This window comes from Jeotgalicoccus sp. S0W5 (genome assembly GCF_011634875.1).
Classification (GTDB): domain Bacteria; phylum Bacillota; class Bacilli; order Staphylococcales; family Salinicoccaceae; genus Jeotgalicoccus; species Jeotgalicoccus marinus.
Map to the genome: position 1 here is coordinate 659,795 of NZ_SIRQ01000003.1, position 19,510 is coordinate 679,304.

The window sequence follows — 19,510 nt, forward strand, 5'->3', positions numbered from 1 at the left end:
CTTTCACTTTAAATAAGACGGTCTTTCTCCATCACTTTTGATAGGAATAAAATCCAATCGTTCATTTCTGTAAATCGTTTACGGTCTTCATACCATTGAATCATCGTAATCGCTTGAACAAACGTGTACCACTTCATACGTGCTCTTAAGTCGTTCGTTAACTCAACGCCGTAATTATCAAGCCAAGTTTGCCATTCTGAATGATCAACGTAAGGGTATAAAATCATCCCTAAATCAATGGCAGGGTCAGCAATCATTGCACCTTCCCAGTCCACTAAGAATAACTCATCGGTATCGGACAATAACCAATTGTGATGATTAACATCACCGTGACATACTCGACAATCTTTAACATCGATTGTAGGCACTCTGTTCTCAAGATATTGGATCGCGTCTCTAACAACATGGTGAGCATTCACTTTCGGTGACAATGATGACTGTATTTTGTTTAGTAATATTTCCGGAAGCATTGGTTTCATGCCCAATCGTTTTAACATGGTGAGCAACTGACGAGACGTATGAATTTTATTCATTAAAGCAGCGACTCTTGCACCACCCATGTCTCTTTTTGTCAACTCCCGGCCGTTTTTCCAATGCTGCGCTGTCACGACTTCTCCTGTCTCGATTCGTTTCGTCCAAACGAGTTTAGGGACGATACCTTCGGCGGATAAGGCAGCAAGGAAAGGACTGGCATTGCGCTTTAGGAAGAGCTTTCTACCATCTTGTTCTGCTTTGTAAGCTTCCCCAGATGGGCCCCCTAAAGGATCTAACTGCCAGCCGAGCTGATAGAAATGATCCAATTCTCACACCTCGTTTCCTCGTTCAAATAAAAAAATGCGCTAGCAAGTACTTGGATAGCGCAAATTTAGTTCGTGTTTAAAATCTTATATCGTTTATAGCTTTATTTCAAGAGCAAAAGAATGAATACTTTTGCCAACTCAATGTTAGTACTGAATAAATGTGATTTTACCTAAGATTTTATTAAATAGAAAAACTAAATGTTGTTAAACGTTAACTTTTCACCGAACATTTAATTCTCTTAAATTAATAAATAGCATATGCAAGTATACCAGTTTTCATAAGTAAATTAAATACTTTATTGAATTGATTAATGTTTTACTGTCAAACGATACATCGCTTCTATATAGATCGCAGTAGCTAAAATCAACTCGTCTATATCCATATGCTCATCCTTTTGATGCATCGTATCTACTGTGTTTTTAAACATTGCACCAAAGGCTACACCGCGTTCTAAGGTACGTGCGTATGTACCCCCACCAATGGTAAATGCTTCTCTCGTATCATTCACATGGCTACGATAACTCTCTAAAAGCGTCACAACTAAGTCATCATTCTTATCAACATAGTGTGGTACTTGGTCATGAATATCTTCTATATTAAATCCTTTTTCACTAATTAAGTCCCTAAAAGCTTTGATTCTTTTTTCAAAATCTAAACCTTGTGGATATCTTAAGTTGATACCAAAATCGCCACCGTCAACTTCCGTATAGTTAATCATTCCAGTATTGACACTAACCTCACCTAATTCTTCGTGCTGATGTGCCATGTTAAAAGCTTGCCCTTTAAAATTATCAAAAATATAGTCATTTGCAAAGCTTACAAATTGACGCCCGTTGGAATCGAGTTCTAGAGTATATAAGAATCGTAATAGCTCTATTCCAGCATTAATCCCTTCTTCTGGAGTCGAACCATGCGCACTTTGTCCCTGTAATTCCAGTTTTAAAAAGCCACTATCGATTTCGTAATCTCCGGACAACTGAGTTTTCCTTAAATAACCTTCAAATGATTGAATTACCGCACTCATGTTAACAAGCACTTTTAATTTAGCCATAGCAGATTCTGGGACCATATTATAGCGTTCTCCAGATATAAATGCTTTAAGCTCAATATCACCATCGACGAACTCATCTTCAAGTTCAGTTTGTACTATATTGAATGAAGTGATACCTTTTTCACCGTGAATAACTGGAAACTCTGCATCAGGAGAAAAACCAGCACTCGGCATTTCTTCAGTATCAAAATATCTCGTTGTGCATTCCCAATCCGATTCCTCATCAGTACCGATGATGACCCGAACACGTTGGTTGAATTCATAACCCTCTGCCTGTAGAATTTTTAAGGCATAATAGGCTGCCATTGTCGGCCCCTTATCATCTTGAACGCCACGTGCGTATATTTGATTGTCCCTGATCACTGGCTCAAATGGTGGCGTTGTCCAACCAGAGCCAGGTGGTACAACGTCTACATGTCCTAAAATACCGAATAGGTCATCACCTTGACCGAATTCGATATGCCCCGCTAAATTACCAACCATTTTTGTTTCTTGACCGTCTCTCTTACCAAGTTCAAGCATATACTCCAAAGCTTTTTTTGGCCCATTGCCAACTGGAGCATCTACTTCACTTTCCCCTTTTACACTGTCAATTTCCAACAGACCCATCAAATCTTCAATTAATTCATCTTTATACTTATTCGCTAACATTTTAGCATCCATAATATGTAACCCCCAAAGTATCATTACTTATATTATATACTGAGTCAGTGTATCATTAAAAGAAAGAAGGGAAATCTCGGCTACCTGAGATTTCCCTTTCATTTCAAATATAAAGTTCTAATTCTTATTTTTCATTTTTCTTTTTGTCAGTAACGACATGAACGTTATGGTTTTCGTTATAGTCACCTTCATCTACAACTACATCAACATTGCTTTCTTTTTCAGCTTGTACTACTTCTTTTTCTACTTCATCGCTTGATAACCCGCCTTCATCTGCAAGTGTAGATTCTCTTTCAGCTAAATCATCTGTGTTTTCAGAATCTGGCTTAGCATCTACTGCTTCATTAGAATTATCCTTAGCTTTCTTCACTTCTTTTTTTGCTTGGTCTACTTGTTCTTTCCCCTTTGCTTTTAAGTTTTCCTTATAAGCTTCTGGGTCTTCTTTGGCTTTTTGATATTCATCTTTAGCCTTGTTTTGTACATCTTGTGCTTTATTTTTAGCAACTTCTACTTGTTCGCTTGCTTTATTCTGTACATCTTGAGCTTTAGCAGTTGCTTTTTCCTGTACATTTTGAGCATAAGCTTTAGGGTCTTCTTTTACTTTACCGTATTCTTCCTTTGCTCTTTCCTGTACTTCTTGTGCTTTAACCGTTGCTTTTTCTTGGACGTTTTGAGCATAAGATTTAGGATCTTCCTTAGCTTTGTTATATTCAGCTTTTACAGCATCTTTATTATCAGCTAATTTTTTTGCAGCATATGCAATACCAAGTACTGCCCCAACTCTAAATACCAAATTAAATAATTTTCCCATTTTGATACACCTCATATTCTTGATTATAATTCTTTTGCTTAATATGAAATATACCCTGCATTAACAAAGGTAAACTTAAATTTACAATTTTTTTATTTCATCCGTTGTTAAGTGTCTCCATTGCCCTTCTATTAATGATTCATCTAAGTCAAGTGACACAAATTTAACACGTTTCAAGGCGATGACTTCATTATCCAAGGCTTGAAACATTCTTTTAACTTGGTGAAACTTTCCTTCACTAATTGATAGGTGAAGGTGGTGCGCATCGATTTGCTCTACACGTGCTGGCTTCGTCTTAAAATCTTTCAATTGTATGCCGTTTTCCAAGTGTTCAACATCCTTGTTATCAACCCGATTTTTTAAAGTGACATGATAAGTTTTAAAGTGTTCATTTTTAGGCGATAAAAGGCGGTGGGCAAGTTTTCCGTCATTGGATATTAATAGGAGCCCTGTTGTGTCCTTGTCTAAACGACCAACTGGAAATAGCTCATTTCCTTGAGGATGGTCAATTAAATCGATGACTGTTTTTGTTGGTCCCTCTTCAGTAGACGAGATAACACCAGTTGGCTTATTCATCATAAGATAGATATATTCTTCTAAATTCACGCGTTCATCTTGGAAAGTGATTTCATCTTCATAAGTGACTTCAACTTTCACTTGCTTTTCAATCTGGCCATTCACTTTTACCATGCCCTTACGAATCCACTTCCCAACCTCTTTACGGCTACCAATGTTTGCGTTCGCAAGATATTTATCCAGTCTCATTTATAAAAACTTCACTTTCCGACGAATTTTCATAGCGCGTTCACCAAGCACTTCATCTGCAATACCTGTTTTAAAGGCAATAAGCATATAAACTAATACTCCTATAGGTACTGTGATCACTAGAGCAATCACTGCTGTAACTGTCGTCAGTGGTTGGTTCATATTCATCAGTAATAAGTAGTACACAACTTCAACAACTAATGTCATTGCTAATGCTAGCACTATAATTTTAAAGATTGGCATTACGAAGGCACTGAAACGAATCTTGCCATATTTTTTAATAATGATTAAGTTCATAATTACACCGACACCAAGCGCAATGGCTGTACCCATGACTGCACCCACTGTGTAGAAATACATCACCAAAGGAATATTAATTACAGCTTTTACGATTAACATTATGATGACAACATAAAAGGTATGGCTTTGTTTATCGATACCTTGAACAATTGAACATGTAACAGAAAACAGTGAAATAATGATACTGACTGGTGCATAGACTGTCAGTATCATAATACCAACCTCGTTGTAACTATAAAAAGCTGTATAAATTGGCGCAGCAAGTATCATCATACCAAGTCCTGCTGGAATGACGAAAAATAGCAACATTAAAATCATCGATTTCACTTGGCCATGTACATTATCAAATAACTTCTGCTGATAATTTTTCGTTATAAAAGGTAAAATAGTAATTGCAAAGGCTGATGCAAAGGAAGTTGGAATCATAACGAGTTTATGTGTTGTTAAGTTCAACATACCAAACCATGAGTCCTGCAAGGCTCCAGGTACACCTGCTAGGGACAACGCATTATTATGTGTCATCTGATCGATAAATAATAAAACTGGGATACTGACACTCACAATAATAAACGGTAAGCCGTAACGAATAATTTCCTTATACATATCCCCATAGGATAGGCTGATACCACTCGTATCAGTGCCGATTTGTTGTTGCATTATTGGCTTACGCTTTCTCCAAAAAACAGCAAGTGTGAGCGTTGCACCAATTGCACCTACAAAAGCTGCGAAAACAGCAATTTGGTTAGCGGTTTTTATAGATCCATCTAAGACGTTTATAACTACAAAAGCACCTGTTAGTAGGACAGCAATTCTTAAGATTTGTTCAACAACTGATGATGCACTTGTTGGACCAAATGATTCATGCCCTTGGAATATTCCACGCCATGTTGCCATAAATGGGACGACAATGACTGCGAAACTGACCACTCTGATGACACTTGTAATGTCTTCAGCACTCCATTTATGGTCTCCACTACCACCCGCAGCACTCTGTGCTTCAGCGATATATGGCGCTAGGAAAAACAGTGCTAAAAAGGCAATGAACCCTGAGGCCATCATCACAATTAAACTTGATTTATATAATTTCCTACTCGTTTCATAGGCACCAAGTGCATTATATTTGGCAACGAATTTAGACACAGCACCCGGTACACCTGCTGCTGCGACTGATAACATAATTGTATAAGGCGTGTATGCATAGCCATATAAAGCTAAATTTTCCTCTCCGCCCATAATGCTGTAAAATGGGATGAGATAGAGCATACCTAATATTTGTGTTGTGAATGTTGCGGCCGTGAGTAAGAACGTGCCGCGAAACATCTTCTTCTGATCCGACATTATTAACCCTTCTTATCTATATTAAACATACAAATTATTATAATGTATAAGATTAAACTTTAAAACTAAAAGGAGCAAGAAAATGTACGATACGATAGTCATTGGTGGTGGCGTGAGCGGTATTATGGCTGCTTATGCTGCAAGTTTGAATAATAATCAAGTCCTACTGATTGAAAAGAACAAAAAACTAGGGAAAAAATTATTAATTTCAGGTGGTGGACGTTGTAATGTAACAAACCGTCTACCATATGAGGAAATTATTAAACACATTCCAGGTAATGGGAAATTTCTCTATGGCCCTTTTTCAGTTTTTGACAACGAATCTATCATTAGCTTCGTAGAATCTAACGGCGTGAAATTAAAGGAAGAAGACCATGGCCGTATGTTCCCAGTGTCAAATAAGGCACGGGATGTATTGAACGTCTTCTTAGAGAAGCTAGAAGAAAATAAGGTGACTGTGCAGTATTCAACTGAAGTCCAGGCGGTTTTATCTGAAGATGGTAAAATCACTGGAGTGAAAACGTCGGATAATCAAACCATTCACTCAAAAAATGTCATAGTCACAACTGGAGGGAAAAGTGTACCTCAAACTGGATCTACAGGTGATGGCCATAAATTTGCAAAAACACTTGGGCATACTATAACTGAGTTATTTCCAACTGAAGTTCCAATTACTTCAAATGAAAAATTCTTTAAAGATGGCACACTTAAAGGAATCTCCTTAGATGATGTTGCCCTTTCTGTATTAAAGAAAAACGGAAAGCCAAGAATTACCCATCAAATGGATATGATTTTCACTCATTTTGGAGTCAGTGGTCCAGCGGCCCTTCGTTGCAGTCAGTTTGTCTACCGTGAACAACAAGCTCAAAAACGTCAGGATATTACAATGCAAATCGATTTCTTTCCAGATATCTCTGAAGGTAAGTTAACTGAGGATATAAACAAACTCATTAAAGATAATATCGATAAAAGCCTAAAGAACATCTTAAAGAATATGCATCAGGAACGATTAATCACCTTTATGCTGGAATACTTGGATATTGAAATGGATAATAGCGGGCACCATGTTTCTAATCAAGAACGACAAAAAATTGTGGAATTCTTTAAACGTTTTAGATTTACCGTAAATGGTACACAGTCTATTGAAAAAGCCTTTGTAACAGGTGGTGGGGTAAACCTAAAAGAACTTCAACCTTCTACCATGTCATCCAAGCTTGTTGAAGGTCTTCACTTTGCCGGCGAAGTTTTAGATATCCATGGTTATACTGGTGGCTATAATATTACGAGTGCACTTGTCACCGGTTATACTGCTGGCTACCACTGTTCACACAGGGAATAATGGGTAGATTTGTATAGAAGGTCAACGGTGAAATGGTGTTAACCTACATTGTTAGAAATGTAACGAGCCTATCACATCCCCTGACAAAATTTCTAGAATGGTGATGTGGGTTCCTCGTCCCTATCCAACATACTCAGAATAGTGAAGTGAACTCCTCGTCCCTATCCAAATACGCCAAAAAATCCGAATCTAAGACGAAAGTTCTAACTCCTATACAAAAAAGACATTGAAAACTTTAATTAAAGTTTTCAATGTCTTATATATTATCTATTTCTTAATTCGCAACAATGTTAACAAGTTTACCAGGGACGACAATCACTTTTCTAATCGTTTTTCCTTCAACTTGTGATTTAACTGTCTCGTCATCTAATGCGATACTTTCTAATTCATCTTTAGAAATATCAACCGCAACATTTAACTTCGTTTTAACTTTACCGTTGATTTGAACAACAACTTCCACTGTATCTTCAACGAGTTTAGTTTCGTCAAACGTTGGCCATTCGCTGTAAGCAACAGTATCTTCATTACCAAGGCGCTGCCATAACTCTTCGGCTAAGTGCGGTGCAACTGGAGAAAGTAGTTTAACAAAACCTTCTATATAAGATTTATTTATTCCCTCAGCCTTATAACCTTCATTTACAAATACCATCAATTGTGAAATACCTGTGTTAAATAACAAGTTGTCAAAGTCACTCGATACTTTCTTCACAGTTTCATTGTATACTTTATCGAGCTCTGGCGTATCTTTAGTAACTACTTTTGAAGAGACTTCTCCTGATGATTCATCAATAATCAAACGCCAAACACGGTCTAGGAATCTTCTCGCACCATCTAATCCATTTTCACTCCATGCAATGGACGCGTCTAAAGGCCCCATGAACATCTCGTAAAGTCTTAGTGTATCTGCACCGTGTGAGTATATAATATCATCCGGGTTAACTACGTTACCCTTAGATTTACTCATTTTCTCATTGCCTTCACCAAGGATCATACCCTGGTTATACAGTTTTTGGAACGGTTCTTTAGTAGGTACTGCGCCAATATCGTAGAGTACTTTATGCCAGAATCTCGCATATAGTAAATGAAGTACAGCGTGTTCTGCACCACCAATATATAGATCAACTGGTAGCCAGTGCTTTAATTTCTCTGGATCGGCAATCATTTCATCATTGTGCGGATCAATAAAGCGTAGGAAATACCAACTTGAACCTGCCCACTGTGGCATGGTATTCGTTTCACGACGCCCTTTAACGCCATCTTCTCTCACTACATTAACCCAATCCGTATTATTAGCAAGTGGCGACTCACCTGTCCCTGATGGCTTAATTTCAGTCATAACAGGTAGTTCTAGTGGTAGCTCATCCTCTGGTACAGTTGACATCGTACCATCTTCCCAGTGTATAACTGGAATTGGCTCACCCCAGTAACGTTGACGACTAAAGAGCCAATCTCTTAAGCGATAAGTTATCTTAGCCTCACCACTACCATTTTCTTCAAGGAGTTCAATGGCTTTCTTTATACCATCATTTAAGCCAAGACCATTTAAAGGACCTGAATTAATATGTGGTCCTTCACCAGTGAATGCTTCTTCTTCAACATTACCACCGTCCAGAACAGGAATAATATCCAGACCAAAAGTTTTCGCAAATTCATAGTCACGTTCATCATGAGCAGGAACAGCCATTATCGCACCTGTTCCATATGATGCCAAGACATAATCTGCTATCCATATCGGTAATTTCTCACCACTTAATGGATTCACTGCATAAGCACCAGTGAAAACACCAGTTTTTTCTTTGGCAAGATCAGTACGTTCTAGCTCACTCTTATGGGCTGCAGCAGTTTGATAGGCTTCTATAGCCTCTCTTTGTTCATCAGTCGTAATTTCATCGATTAATTTATGTTCTGGAGATAAAACGGCGTATGTTGCCCCGTAAATTGTGTCCGGACGTGTTGTAAAAGCGCTAAAGGATGTATCCGTGCCATCGATTTCAAATGTAATATTCGCACCCTCAGATTTACCGATCCAATTACGCTGCATATCTTTTAATGACTCAGGCCAATCCAGTTCATCTAGATCTGCCAGTAAACGCTCTGCATATTCAGTGATGCGTAGCACCCACTGTCTCATCGGCTTACGTACGACCGGATGACCACCACGTTCACTCTTACCATCAATAACCTCTTCATTAGCAAGTACTGTCCCCAATGCTTCACACCAGTTAACAGGCACTTCATCAACATAAGCGAGACCTTTGTTATATAACTGGATAAAAATCCACTGTGTCCACTTATAGTAGCTTGGGTCTGTCGTATTGATTTCACGGTCCCAGTCATAAGAAAAACCAAGTGCTTTAATTTGACGACGGAAATTATCGATATTTTTTTCATTAAAGGCATGAATATCATTACCTGTATCAATCGCATATTGTTCTGCAGGCAAACCAAATGCGTCCCAACCCATTGGATGTAGAACATCATAACCTTGCATACGTTTCATACGGCTAACTATATCCGTTGCTGTATACCCTTCAGGGTGACCAACATGAAGCCCTGCTCCAGATGGATATGGGAACATATCTAGAGCATAAAATTTCTTGTTACCTTTATTTTCTTTCGTTTTAAAAGTCTTGTTCTCTTCCCAAAACTTTTGCCACTTTTGTTCAATATCTCTATGCTTAAACGTCATTTCTTTCTCCTCCTGAAATTAAAAAATCCCATATCTAAAAAAGATATGGGACGATCTATAAGACCGCGGTACCACCCGCATTCACAATTATGTGCAACTTTGATTACTATTCATTTAACACAGACAAGTTCACTTGATTTTCATACTGGTTTACACCAACCACCAGCTCGCTTAAATAAAAATTTCAGTTACTACTTCTGATAGTATTAATATATCCGAATCTTCCATAATTATCAAGCTTGCTCAATATTTAATAATAGTTTCTTCTTATCTAAGCCACCAGTGTAGCCCCCATATCCTCCATCACTCGCAATAACACGGTGACATGGAATAATAATAGATATTGGATTTTTTCCATTTGCATTTGCAACAGCCCTTGAATAATTACTTCCTGAAATTCTATTGGCGAGCATTTTATAACTAATTGTTTGGCCAAATGGTATTTGGGCTAATTCTTTCCACACGCTTCTTTGAAAGTCTGTTCCCGACCCAGTAAAATCTACTGGAACATCAAAGTGCTTTCTTTTACCTTCAAAGTATTCATTTAATTCATTGACACATTGATCAAGTACTGCATTTTTTACATCACTGTCGGATGCTTCGTCACAGTAATTAATGTGAGTGATTGCCTGATCATTCGCTTTGATTTGTAAGTAACCAACCGGGAATCTTTCATAATAAGTGTACACTGGCATATTATCAGTCCTTATAAGTTATTTTGTAACCCTCATTATGCTTCTTAGCAGTTTTCCTAATACAGAAATAAGCGAGAACAAGACATAGTACTGTTAGGGAAATCAATAGAGTAAACATCGCTTGATGATTGATGACATTATTACCATCAACAACTTCAAACACTAAACTCGAAATACGACCAACGGCTAAAACCAGGACAAAAATGGTTGTTGTAATAATCACATTACTCGCAGTATCTAATCGGTTGGCAGGGCTCTTTTTAGAGACTACTGGACTCATTAAACCGATTACCATGCCTATGGGTATAACCGTTAGGACAGTTAAAATTGAGAGTATTATCGTATACATTAAGGCTGCCAATGTCGGTGTAATAATGAAGTAAATTACAACACTGAGCACTACATAAACCGGTAGAATAGTGATGACATTATATAAATACTTTGCACGCATTAAAGTCAATCCATTTACTGGTAAGAGCTTTAAAAACTGATAATGACTCGCGTCTCTTGCGGTGTTCATCGCGGACACAAAAAGTGAAATCATCACAGCGCCTGCAAAACCTATAGCAATTATAACCTGATCTGGGTTCAATACCCCACCAAACATGACAGGATTAGCGGCGACTAAATATAGAAATATGAATGGAAATAAATACTGTGGTAAGACGACAGACCATTCCTTAAAGTCACGAAAGGTCAGTTTTAAATCTTTTTTAATTAGAGATTTTATTGGATGATCCACAGTCGTTTTCACACTGCCATGGTATCTATTCACATTATCATTAACATTCCCTTTAATGAAGGCTTGGGTCACACTGGAAACAGTCAAACGAACTAAAGCTGTAATCAGTAAAACGAGAGCGATGTTTACGACTATGGTCATTATTAGTGACGGTTTATAAAGATATCCCGCATATAAAAAATTGATTTCTGGCATCATTTCTATAGTTTGAATCAAGTACTGACCACCTATTGTCATTATAAAAAATGGTAGTACTGATGCAAAACCGCCTACAAGGGTTAAAATCTCACCTACTCTTTTTGCAGAAGATATCTTAGTCACTAGAAAGACCAAACCATAAGATACTGCTATGGTTAGTACACCAAGTGCAACAAAGTACATCAAACTATTGAGGAGTATCACTGGATGACTATAGCGTATCGTAAGTGCAGCACCAACGATGACTGCTAAAATTAAATTTATTGGGAAAACTTTAAAGCCGTATTGTATAATCATCTTCGCCGTAAAAAGATGAGTTGGTTTTATCGGTAATAGTAAATAGGATTCTATATTTTTGTCCATAAACATCTCTTTAATAATGCCGTTGACTAAGAACAGAGCATGTATGATGAGTACAGCTAAACTGAGCAGTATGAGTGCTTTTGGAATCAAGCTTTCTTCTGCATTAATAAAGAATGTACTCATGAGCATCCACATCATTGGCAAGAGCACCATCATTATAATGAAAGCCAAAATAACATAAACGAGTATTTTAGATGTATCTAGGGCTTTGAGATAATTAATTTTAGATTTAGTTTCAAGCTTCAGTATCTGCTTTAGCATCTTCTTTTTCACCACCTGTTAAACTTAAGAAGATGTCTTCTAGACTACCCTGACTACCATCTTTTAACTCTTCTAGTGTCCCTGTAATTTTAATCTCACCATTATATATAATACATATTCTATCTGCAATTTCTTCAGCTAAACTTAAAGTATGTGTGGTTAGAAATACCGTGTTACCCGCTTTTACATAGGCCTTTAAATAATCCTTTAAAAGACGGTTACTCTTTGGGTCGAGTCCAACTGTCGGTTCATCTAAGAATAAAAGTTCAGGAGAATGCATGAGAGCAGCGGTTAAGACAAGTTTTTGACGCATACCGTGAGAATATTCCTCAACTAAGGTACCAAGTGCCTGATCAATTTCAAACATTTTTGTTAGTTCGTCTCGTTTATTCTCATAAACCACTTCATCCATCTGATAGACACTAGCAATAAAGTTCAAGTATTCAGAACCTGTCAATTTCCCCATAATATCCGGTGTATCTGGGACAAAACTCATCCGTCTTTTTATATCTACTTGATTTAAATCCATCTTACTACCAAATATTTCGATCATACCGCTTGTGGGTTCAACTAAGCCGGTCAACATTTTAATTGTTGTAGACTTCCCTGATCCATTGGGTCCAAGGTAGGCAAACAACTCCCCACTTTTGACGTTGAAGTCAATATCATTGACCGCTATCTTGTCACCATATTTTTTTGAAAGCTGAGTGACTTCGATCATACTAAGTGCCTCATTTCTTGTGATAAAATTAATAGGAGAAAGGATGAAACTATGCTTAAAAAAATTCTACCAACTGCTAAAGAATATATAGAAGAAATTATTGAGCCGACAGACCTTGTCGTCGATGCGACATGTGGCAATGGCCATGATAGTCATTTCTTATCGTCTCTTGTACCTAAGGGCACCGTCTATAGCTTTGACATACAAAAAGATGCCATTTTAAAAGCTAAAGAAAAATATCCAGCACCAAATATACACTTCATTCAAGATGGTCATGAAAATGTCGATCAATATATCCAAGAAAATATCAAAGCTGCAATCTTTAATCTCGGCTATCTCCCAGGTGGAAGTAAATCAATTACAACCATCCCTGAGACCACCGTTACCGCTCTTAATAAATTATTCACCCTGTTAAGTGTTGGTGGCAGAATTGCCATTGTGGTCTACCATGGACATGAGAGCGGCAAAATAGAACGTGATCAACTCATTAATGAACTGAGTAAGTGGCCTCAAGATACATGCCAAGTTTTAGAATATAAATATATCAACCAAAAAAATCATGCACCGTTCTTATTACTGATAGAAAAATCAGCCTAGTTTTTAGGAATTAAACCGATACTAAAGAGCTGTGTATTTATAAACTGGTCTAAGAGATAATATGGATATTCAATATCTTCACGTTGGAAAATACTATGTTCATTGGATTCCATCATTATAAATCTAAAATCAGCTGATAAGTTACGCTTCATATACTTAGCTGATAAGTATGGGTTTATAATTTGATTGTCATCTGTCATGATGCATAGGATTGGTACATCACCGACTTCTTCCATAGTCTCTGATGTTTCCTTCATCTGATTGATGACAGTCTTATACCACTGATAACTCACCTTATCGACGATAAGTTCATCTTTTTTATAGCGGTTTAGGAAGTTTTTATCCTCAGTAAAATAAGATAATTTAATCCCTGGATTAAACCTTGTTTCATCACTCGTCATACGCACACTCGTTAAAATAGTATTTTTTCTATTCATGAATGATTGTTTAAATGATAAGAGAGGATTTAAAAGGATTAATCCGTCTGGCTGAATTCTTCCTTGCCGAGTGGCTTCAATCGCAATCAAGCCACCTAAGCCCTGGCCAATGACAAAAGTTGGTAACTCATAATCTAAGGCAAGGTTATGCCATTCAGCGATACGTTCTGTATATTGATCAAAATTATTAATATGCCCTTTATTTACACGCGTCGTTTGACCATGTCCTGGTAAATCCCCAATGATGACATGATAACCATCTCGGCGAAGCTTGACTGTAAGTGCATCGTAATATTCATGATGTTCTAATAAGTCATGAACGATAACAACAGCACCCTTAGCTTCATTTTCAGTTTCCCACTTCCACATATGCTGGCTCCTTACAAAAAAATTAAAATTTGATATGATGAAATCATTATAACATTCCATAAAAGAAAGGAAATTTAAAATGATACATGATTACAAAAATCACAGCCCAAAGATTAGTGACAATGCTTTTATTGCGCCAAATGCAACCGTTATCGGTGATGTTGAAATTGGAGAATTTTCTTCAGTATTTTTCGGTTCTGTTATCCGTGGTGATATCGCACCAGTTCGTATCGGAAATTACACTAATGTTCAAGACCTTTCTATCTTACATCAAACACCAGGACTACCTCTGACATTAGAAGACAATGTCACGATTGGTCATAAGGTGACCCTTCACAGCTGTACAGTTAAAAAAGGCGCACTAGTCGGTATGGATTCAACAATACTTGATGAAGCTGTTATTGGAGAAAATGCCTTTATAGGTGCTGGCTCCTTAGTCACAGGTGGTACAGTCATTCCTCCAAATACCATGGCTTTTGGACGTCCTGCAAAAGTTGTGCGAGAACTCACAGAAGAAGAAATAGAAGAGATGAAGAGAATCAACGAGACATACGTTGGTCACATTCCAAATTATAAAAATTAAAAATTTAAAGTTTTTACACCAAATATATTATAAAAGGATATATAATAGCTTTAAACAATAAAAAGAAAACGCTTTACTTGTAGGAGGATTAGTATGGGAGTAGTAAGAGACATATTTATTGGTTTATCAGAAAATAAGGTTTTAAACGACGCATCAAAGCAGATGGGGTTACGCTTTGGCGCACAAAAAGTCGTTGGCGGAACTGGTGTTGAAGATACACTTAAATGTATAAATGACATCAACAACCAAGGTATGAATGTTACATTTGATAACCTTGGTGAGTTTATTTCTGATAAGTCAGAGGCAACTACAGAGAAAAATAACATAATAAAAATGATTAAAGCAGTACAAGATAAAGGTGCAAGTGCCTACCCTTCGGTAAAACTTTCTCAAATTGGATTGCATATAGATGAAGAATTTTGCTACCAAAATATAAGAGAGATTATTGAAGCTGCTAAGAAAACGGATATGTTCGTTAACTTGGATATGGAGAATTATGTATCCAAAGAACCATCTATGAGAATTCTCGATAAGTTACTTAAAGAATTTGATAATGTAGGTACAGTCATTCAAGCATATTTTTATGATGCGAAGAAAGATGTAAGAAAATATAAAGATCAGCGCATTCGCTTAGTTAAAGGTGCCTATAAAGAGCCGACAACTTTGGCGTATCAGTCAAAAAATGACATTGATCAATCGTTCTTTGAAATTATTAAAACACATTTAGTTGAAGGTGAAGGTTTTACATCAATTGCAACACATGATCATAACATTATAGAAAAATCGATTCGTTTTATTGAAACTCAGAATATCCCAAAAGATAAATTTGAATTCCAAATGCTATATGGTTTCCGTAAGGAATATCAAGAAGAGTTAGTAAAACGCGGCTATAACATGTGTGTGTATGTACCATTTGGTACGGATTGGTATGCATACTTCATGAGACGTTTAGCTGAGAGACCTCAAAACTTAAACCTAGTCGTGAAGTCAGTGACGAAGAGCAAACGCTTTAGAGCAGGTGCCATCGGTGTCGCTGCCCTAATTGTGGTTTCTGGTCTCGTGAAATTACTTAAAAAATAAATAAAGATAGGATTTTTATGAATAATTATATAAAAATAGGCGTAGGTGCAATGCTCGGTGCACTCCTACGCTTTTTATTGTCAATCGGAACTCTAAACCTCGCCCTCCCCTTTTTCACAGGGACTTTAATCGTAAATATCGCTGGTGCCTTGTTGATTGGTTTTCTAATCGCAAAAGACATGAGTGCTGGTAAAACTGCATTTTGGATTAAAGGATTCTTAGGTAGCTTTACGACTTTTTCACTGTTGTCTTATGAACAATATCTCCTGTTGTCTTATGGGGATTATTTGGTTTTCATGGTTTATTTAGCAATTAATCTTTTCCTAGGGCTAATCGCAGTCTTTTTAGGATTCACTCTAGGAGGGAAAAAGGTCAATGATTAATTTAATTACCATGCTCGTCGCTGCAGCACTTGGTGCTTGCTTGCGCGTATACATTTCGAATTTAAGCGTGTTCAAAGAAAAAGAAATACCATTCAGTACACTCGCAGTCAATGTTATAGGCTCATTTTTGATGGGCTTATCCGCTATGATCTTACTCGCAAATTCACAGTACTACTTCGTCATCACAACAGGATTTTTAGGCGGATTCACAACCTATTCCCAGTTCGCCTTAGACCAATTCGACTTGTTGAGAGAAAAGAAAACCGTTCTATTCTTTAAATACTCCCTAGCCAGCATCTTCTTCACACTCGCTGGTATTGCTTTTGGTTTAATTGTGGGTAATATGTTTGTTTGATTTAGTTGGTTGTGGGAGTCAGGGAATCAACGCCAAAATAGTGTTAGACTCCAAGGCACTTTGAAGCTCAACGTCAAAATGACGTTAGACCCCTATACTCTTAAAGGAGCAACATCAAAAAAATATATGCTCAATATGAAAGTAAATGAAGCTTCTTATAATAAGAAGCTTCATCCACTTTTTCTAGTCTTCATAGTGTTTATTCACAAATTCTTCGATTGGTAAGTAAAAGTCATCAAGATTTTCTTTTACTTTGTCATATGACCAGTGCCACCATTCTATTTTCAGTAATTTTTCAATGATATCATCGCTAAACCGCTTCTTAATTTGTTTACCCGGAACACCGACAACAATTGCATAGGGTTCTACATCTTTTGTCACCACTGCACCTGCGCCAATCACAGCACCGTGACCGATGGTCACTTCTGGGGAAATGATTGCACCATGCCCAATCCACGTGTCATGACCAATAACTGTTTTACGACTTTCTCTATGCTCAAAAAACTGCTCATCATCCGTGTCACTAAAGCCGTACATTTTTCTTCTATAAGTAAAGTGATGTAAGGTTGGTCTCTCATAGGGGTGATCCGTCGGCCCGATTCTCACCATTGCTGCAATGTTAGAATACTTCCCGATCTCTGTGTTTTGCACGAAGCAAAATTGTCCTGTATAAGAAAAATCTCCAAAAGTACTATTCTCTAGAAAATTATACATACCAACTTCAGTGTAAATTCCAAACTCACTGTTAGTAATCTTAGCGTGATCATGTACTGTAACTTCATGACCCAATTGCTTATCTGAAATATTCATCTTGACCCTCCACAAGTTCGCTTTCTTATATCTTAACTTGTTGCCAAGTTGAACATTGTAAAGGTGTCGTGAATATCATGTAATTACAGTTAAATTATTTTTTCGATAAAAGATTCATAGACGTTTTTAAAAGCACATTCGCACCATCATCAATTTCCTCATCGGAAGTATATTCCAATGGATTATGACTCACACCATCTTTACTAGGCACAAAAATCATGGCTGATGGTGCAATTCTGTTAATCATTTGAGCATCATGACCAGCACCTGAAATCATTCTTTTAACAGTTAAATTCAAATCCCTAGCTGACTCCGTAATTGTATCCCCTAGCATTTCGTCAAACACAACTGGCTCAAAAATGGCAAATTCTGTTGCCTTTACACCAATTTCACCCTGTGCCTCAATTTCTTTTAATAACCCTCTAACAAATTCTTGTGCTTCATTAAACCCTTCATCTTCAGGGCTTCTCATATCTAAAGTAAAGGTCACTTTAGATGGAATGATCGTTGCAGCATTGGGTTCTAATTGAATTGAGCCGATCGTTGCAACTGTTGCCAATTTATTATCATTTATGTAGTTATATAATCTCGATGAAAAATATGCAAAAGCCTGCATTGGATCTTTTCTTAAATAATTCGGTGTTGACCCTGCGTGGTTTGCTTCACCAGTAAAAATGATTTCCCTTCTAGAATTCCCTTGTAAATTATATACTGCACCAATCTGTACATTCTCTTTCTCTAAAATCGGCCCTTGCTCTATGTGAAGTTCAAGATACCACTCGGGTTTAATAAAGCCGGGTTCATTGTCCCCTTTATAGCCGATGCGCTCTAGTTCATCACCCATACGCATTCCATCCATGCCGATTGTATCGAGTGCTTTATCAATGTTTAGATCACCAGAGTAAACTAAAGAACCGAGCATACTTGGTGGAAATCTAACACCTTCTTCATTTGTAAATGCAACAATGGTAATGGGTCTAGGAGATTTAAAATGATTTTCTTTTAAAGTCTCTACGACTTCAAGACCCGAAAGCACTCCAAGCACACCGTCATAAATACCCGCATCAATCACTGAATCTATATGAGATCCTATCATCAATGGTTTTTGATCTTTGTTTTCATCAGTCTGCCAAGTTGCAAACATATTACCAAATTGATCCAATTGGACAATTAACCCTAATGACTCAAACCAAGATTTTAGTAAATCTCTACCCGCTTTGTCCTCATCCGTTAAAGCAAGCCTGACTAATTGGCCCTCATCGTTTCTTCCAACTTTACTCAATGTCTTAATTCTATCTAACAATCTTTCCTTATTTATTCTTAAATGCTCCATTTGTTAAGCCCCTTTTCTTATATAAGTTGTCAAAACGACTTCTTACTTCAACTATATCAATATATAATACTATAATTGTATTTTTAGTTCCGGAATGATAATACATCCTTCTCCTAGACTGCCAAAATTATGTTCATAAGCATAGTTGTTATCAATTAAGTACATCGCTAAGGCGCATAAAAAGGCATCCATCTTATCTTCCAGATGTTTATAATGTTTAACGGACATATCTTTTCGATCATACTGGTAAACTTCAGAGAAGCCACTTATCATACTACGTACCTCAAATTTTTTTATTTCATTGATTAAGGTTTCCATACGGTCAAGGGACTCTGAAAAAGTCATACCTTTCTTTCTTTTATAATTCACAGGGTAGATATTTGGGAATAAGCCTGCACAGATACCGGTTGGAAAAGTCTCCTGAATCGTGTGAAAATTTTTTTGACCTATAGATGTATTTGGGATTTGATCCACTAGTAAATGACTCACCGTCTCTCCTCTAATACTTTTAAAAGTCTTTTCTAAAAATGTTCGGTTAGAATTGAATGCATATACTCTATAGCCATTGATTCTAGATTTTAATAGTGACCGCTCAGCATCCCTTGAACCACCTTCATTGTTCACAATTAAGGGCGCATCTATTCCAATCATTAATTCATATTTACTCTCTAATTGAATCATTTCTACTATTTCTTCATCAGTAAAAATTTTAGATTCCAGAAATTCTACTCTTCCTATATGGTCGATGACACATATACCTGTTTCATTGTTATAAGTCCAAGCAAGATCCACACCGATGTACTTCATAATATTACCCTTTCGTCTG

At 37.0% G+C, this 19,510-nt stretch carries 19 protein-coding genes; 6 read left to right on the forward strand and 13 right to left on the reverse strand.

Annotated elements, in window-relative coordinates; genetic code table 11:
- Window positions 1-8 precede the first annotated feature (8 nt).
- From EYB29_RS05640 to EYB29_RS05660, 5 genes are all read right to left on the reverse strand, one after another.
- Window positions 9-800: a phosphotransferase family protein gene (locus EYB29_RS05640; RefSeq protein ID WP_166626806.1), complete on the reverse strand. Its 792-nt coding sequence runs from the start codon at window positions 798-800 to the stop codon at window positions 9-11.
- A 308-nt stretch (window positions 801-1,108) separates the two neighbouring features.
- Window positions 1,109-2,515, reverse strand: coding sequence for a dipeptidase PepV (pepV, locus tag EYB29_RS05645; RefSeq protein WP_156889147.1), 1,407 nt, complete (start codon window positions 2,513-2,515; stop codon window positions 1,109-1,111).
- Window positions 2,516-2,639: 124 nt separating this feature from the next.
- Complete coding sequence (locus EYB29_RS05650; RefSeq protein WP_051220492.1) at window positions 2,640-3,326, reverse strand: hypothetical protein; 687 nt, start codon at window positions 3,324-3,326, stop codon at window positions 2,640-2,642.
- 81 nt (window positions 3,327-3,407) lie between these two features.
- Window positions 3,408-4,091: a pseudouridine synthase gene (locus EYB29_RS05655; protein ID WP_026866686.1), complete on the reverse strand. Its 684-nt coding sequence runs from the start codon at window positions 4,089-4,091 to the stop codon at window positions 3,408-3,410.
- Window positions 4,092-5,729, reverse strand: coding sequence for a putative polysaccharide biosynthesis protein (locus tag EYB29_RS05660; protein WP_166626807.1), 1,638 nt, complete (start codon window positions 5,727-5,729; stop codon window positions 4,092-4,094).
- A gap of 82 nt (window positions 5,730-5,811) precedes the next feature.
- On the opposite strand from EYB29_RS05660, the gene EYB29_RS05665 reads away from it, so the two are divergent.
- Entirely contained in the window at window positions 5,812-7,068 is a 1,257-nt protein-coding gene (locus EYB29_RS05665; RefSeq protein WP_166626808.1) for a BaiN/RdsA family NAD(P)/FAD-dependent oxidoreductase, read from the forward strand.
- Between the two features lie 274 nt (window positions 7,069-7,342).
- On the opposite strand, the gene leuS is transcribed toward EYB29_RS05665, so the two are convergent.
- From leuS to EYB29_RS05685, 4 genes are all read right to left on the reverse strand, one after another.
- Window positions 7,343-9,757: a leucine--tRNA ligase gene (gene leuS, locus EYB29_RS05670; RefSeq protein ID WP_166626809.1), complete on the reverse strand. Its 2,415-nt coding sequence runs from the start codon at window positions 9,755-9,757 to the stop codon at window positions 7,343-7,345.
- 233 nt (window positions 9,758-9,990) lie between these two features.
- Window positions 9,991-10,452 (reverse strand): methylated-DNA--[protein]-cysteine S-methyltransferase, encoded by a 462-nt coding sequence (locus EYB29_RS05675; RefSeq protein WP_051220491.1) that lies wholly within the window; start codon window positions 10,450-10,452, stop codon window positions 9,991-9,993.
- 4 nt (window positions 10,453-10,456) lie between these two features.
- On the reverse strand, window positions 10,457-12,016 hold the full coding sequence (locus EYB29_RS05680) for an ABC-2 transporter permease (protein WP_026866681.1): 1,560 nt from the start codon (window positions 12,014-12,016) through the stop codon (window positions 10,457-10,459).
- Window positions 11,991-12,737 (reverse strand): ABC transporter ATP-binding protein, encoded by a 747-nt coding sequence (locus EYB29_RS05685; protein WP_166626810.1) that lies wholly within the window; start codon window positions 12,735-12,737, stop codon window positions 11,991-11,993. Before EYB29_RS05685 ends, EYB29_RS05680 begins: the two co-directional genes overlap by 26 nt.
- Window positions 12,738-12,788: 51 nt before the next feature.
- Here EYB29_RS05685 and mnmM point away from each other — a divergent pair, with 51 nt between their 5' ends.
- Complete coding sequence (gene mnmM, locus EYB29_RS05690; RefSeq protein ID WP_166626811.1) at window positions 12,789-13,334, forward strand: tRNA 5-(aminomethyl)-2-thiouridylate-methyltransferase MnmM; 546 nt, start codon at window positions 12,789-12,791, stop codon at window positions 13,332-13,334.
- Here mnmM and EYB29_RS05695 read toward each other — a convergent pair.
- Window positions 13,331-14,140, reverse strand: a complete 810-nt coding sequence (locus EYB29_RS05695; RefSeq protein WP_166626812.1) for an alpha/beta hydrolase — start codon at window positions 14,138-14,140, stop codon at window positions 13,331-13,333. The genes mnmM and EYB29_RS05695 overlap by 4 nt on opposite strands.
- Before the next feature lie 79 nt (window positions 14,141-14,219).
- Here EYB29_RS05695 and EYB29_RS05700 point away from each other — a divergent pair, with 79 nt between their 5' ends.
- From EYB29_RS05700 to EYB29_RS05715, 4 genes are all read left to right on the forward strand, one after another.
- Window positions 14,220-14,723, forward strand: a complete 504-nt coding sequence (locus tag EYB29_RS05700; protein WP_166626813.1) for a gamma carbonic anhydrase — start codon at window positions 14,220-14,222, stop codon at window positions 14,721-14,723.
- A gap of 93 nt (window positions 14,724-14,816) precedes the next feature.
- Complete coding sequence (locus tag EYB29_RS05705) at window positions 14,817-15,803, forward strand: proline dehydrogenase family protein (RefSeq protein ID WP_166626814.1); 987 nt, start codon at window positions 14,817-14,819, stop codon at window positions 15,801-15,803.
- 17 nt (window positions 15,804-15,820) lie between these two features.
- Window positions 15,821-16,186 (forward strand): fluoride efflux transporter FluC, encoded by a 366-nt coding sequence (locus EYB29_RS05710; protein ID WP_026866676.1) that lies wholly within the window; start codon window positions 15,821-15,823, stop codon window positions 16,184-16,186.
- Window positions 16,179-16,541, forward strand: a complete 363-nt coding sequence (locus tag EYB29_RS05715; protein WP_026866675.1) for a fluoride efflux transporter FluC — start codon at window positions 16,179-16,181, stop codon at window positions 16,539-16,541. The genes EYB29_RS05710 and EYB29_RS05715 overlap by 8 nt, the downstream gene beginning before the upstream one ends.
- Before the next feature lie 183 nt (window positions 16,542-16,724).
- Here the strand turns inward: EYB29_RS05715 and EYB29_RS05720 are convergent, their stop codons facing one another.
- The 3 genes from EYB29_RS05720 to EYB29_RS05730 all read right to left on the reverse strand — a co-directional run bounded on the left by EYB29_RS05720 (window position 16,725) and on the right by EYB29_RS05730 (window position 19,491).
- Window positions 16,725-17,351: an LbetaH domain-containing protein gene (locus EYB29_RS05720; protein WP_026866674.1), complete on the reverse strand. Its 627-nt coding sequence runs from the start codon at window positions 17,349-17,351 to the stop codon at window positions 16,725-16,727.
- Between the two features lie 94 nt (window positions 17,352-17,445).
- Window positions 17,446-18,684, reverse strand: a complete 1,239-nt coding sequence (locus EYB29_RS05725; RefSeq protein ID WP_026866673.1) for a M20 family metallo-hydrolase — start codon at window positions 18,682-18,684, stop codon at window positions 17,446-17,448.
- A 69-nt stretch (window positions 18,685-18,753) separates the two neighbouring features.
- Window positions 18,754-19,491, reverse strand: a complete 738-nt coding sequence (locus EYB29_RS05730; RefSeq protein WP_026866672.1) for a DUF429 domain-containing protein — start codon at window positions 19,489-19,491, stop codon at window positions 18,754-18,756.
- Window positions 19,492-19,510: the final 19 nt, after the last annotated feature.

What these genes read in the sequence shown, in the direction of transcription:
- pepV (WP_156889147.1), bottom strand. Translation starts at nt 2,515, where the DNA reads ATGGATGCTAAAATGTTAGCGAATAAGTATAAAGATGAATTAATTGAA.
- EYB29_RS05650 (WP_051220492.1), bottom strand. Translation starts at nt 3,326, where the DNA reads ATGGGAAAATTATTTAATTTGGTATTTAGAGTTGGGGCAGTACTTGGT.
- EYB29_RS05655 (WP_026866686.1), bottom strand. Translation starts at nt 4,091, where the DNA reads ATGAGACTGGATAAATATCTTGCGAACGCAAACATTGGTAGCCGTAAA.
- EYB29_RS05660 (WP_166626807.1), bottom strand. Translation starts at nt 5,729, where the DNA reads ATGTCGGATCAGAAGAAGATGTTTCGCGGCACGTTCTTACTCACGGCC.
- EYB29_RS05665 (WP_166626808.1), top strand. Translation starts at nt 5,812, where the DNA reads ATGTACGATACGATAGTCATTGGTGGTGGCGTGAGCGGTATTATGGCT.
- leuS (WP_166626809.1), bottom strand. Translation starts at nt 9,757, where the DNA reads ATGACGTTTAAGCATAGAGATATTGAACAAAAGTGGCAAAAGTTTTGG.
- EYB29_RS05675 (WP_051220491.1), bottom strand. Translation starts at nt 10,452, where the DNA reads ATGCCAGTGTACACTTATTATGAAAGATTCCCGGTTGGTTACTTACAA.
- EYB29_RS05680 (WP_026866681.1), bottom strand. Translation starts at nt 12,016, where the DNA reads ATGCTAAAGCAGATACTGAAGCTTGAAACTAAATCTAAAATTAATTAT.
- EYB29_RS05685 (WP_166626810.1), bottom strand. Translation starts at nt 12,737, where the DNA reads ATGATCGAAGTCACTCAGCTTTCAAAAAAATATGGTGACAAGATAGCG.
- mnmM (WP_166626811.1), top strand. Translation starts at nt 12,789, where the DNA reads ATGCTTAAAAAAATTCTACCAACTGCTAAAGAATATATAGAAGAAATT.
- EYB29_RS05695 (WP_166626812.1), bottom strand. Translation starts at nt 14,140, where the DNA reads ATGTGGAAGTGGGAAACTGAAAATGAAGCTAAGGGTGCTGTTGTTATC.
- EYB29_RS05700 (WP_166626813.1), top strand. Translation starts at nt 14,220, where the DNA reads ATGATACATGATTACAAAAATCACAGCCCAAAGATTAGTGACAATGCT.
- EYB29_RS05705 (WP_166626814.1), top strand. Translation starts at nt 14,817, where the DNA reads ATGGGAGTAGTAAGAGACATATTTATTGGTTTATCAGAAAATAAGGTT.
- EYB29_RS05710 (WP_026866676.1), top strand. Translation starts at nt 15,821, where the DNA reads ATGAATAATTATATAAAAATAGGCGTAGGTGCAATGCTCGGTGCACTC.
- EYB29_RS05715 (WP_026866675.1), top strand. Translation starts at nt 16,179, where the DNA reads ATGATTAATTTAATTACCATGCTCGTCGCTGCAGCACTTGGTGCTTGC.
- EYB29_RS05720 (WP_026866674.1), bottom strand. Translation starts at nt 17,351, where the DNA reads ATGAATATTTCAGATAAGCAATTGGGTCATGAAGTTACAGTACATGAT.
- EYB29_RS05725 (WP_026866673.1), bottom strand. Translation starts at nt 18,684, where the DNA reads ATGGAGCATTTAAGAATAAATAAGGAAAGATTGTTAGATAGAATTAAG.
- EYB29_RS05730 (WP_026866672.1), bottom strand. Translation starts at nt 19,491, where the DNA reads ATGAAGTACATCGGTGTGGATCTTGCTTGGACTTATAACAATGAAACA.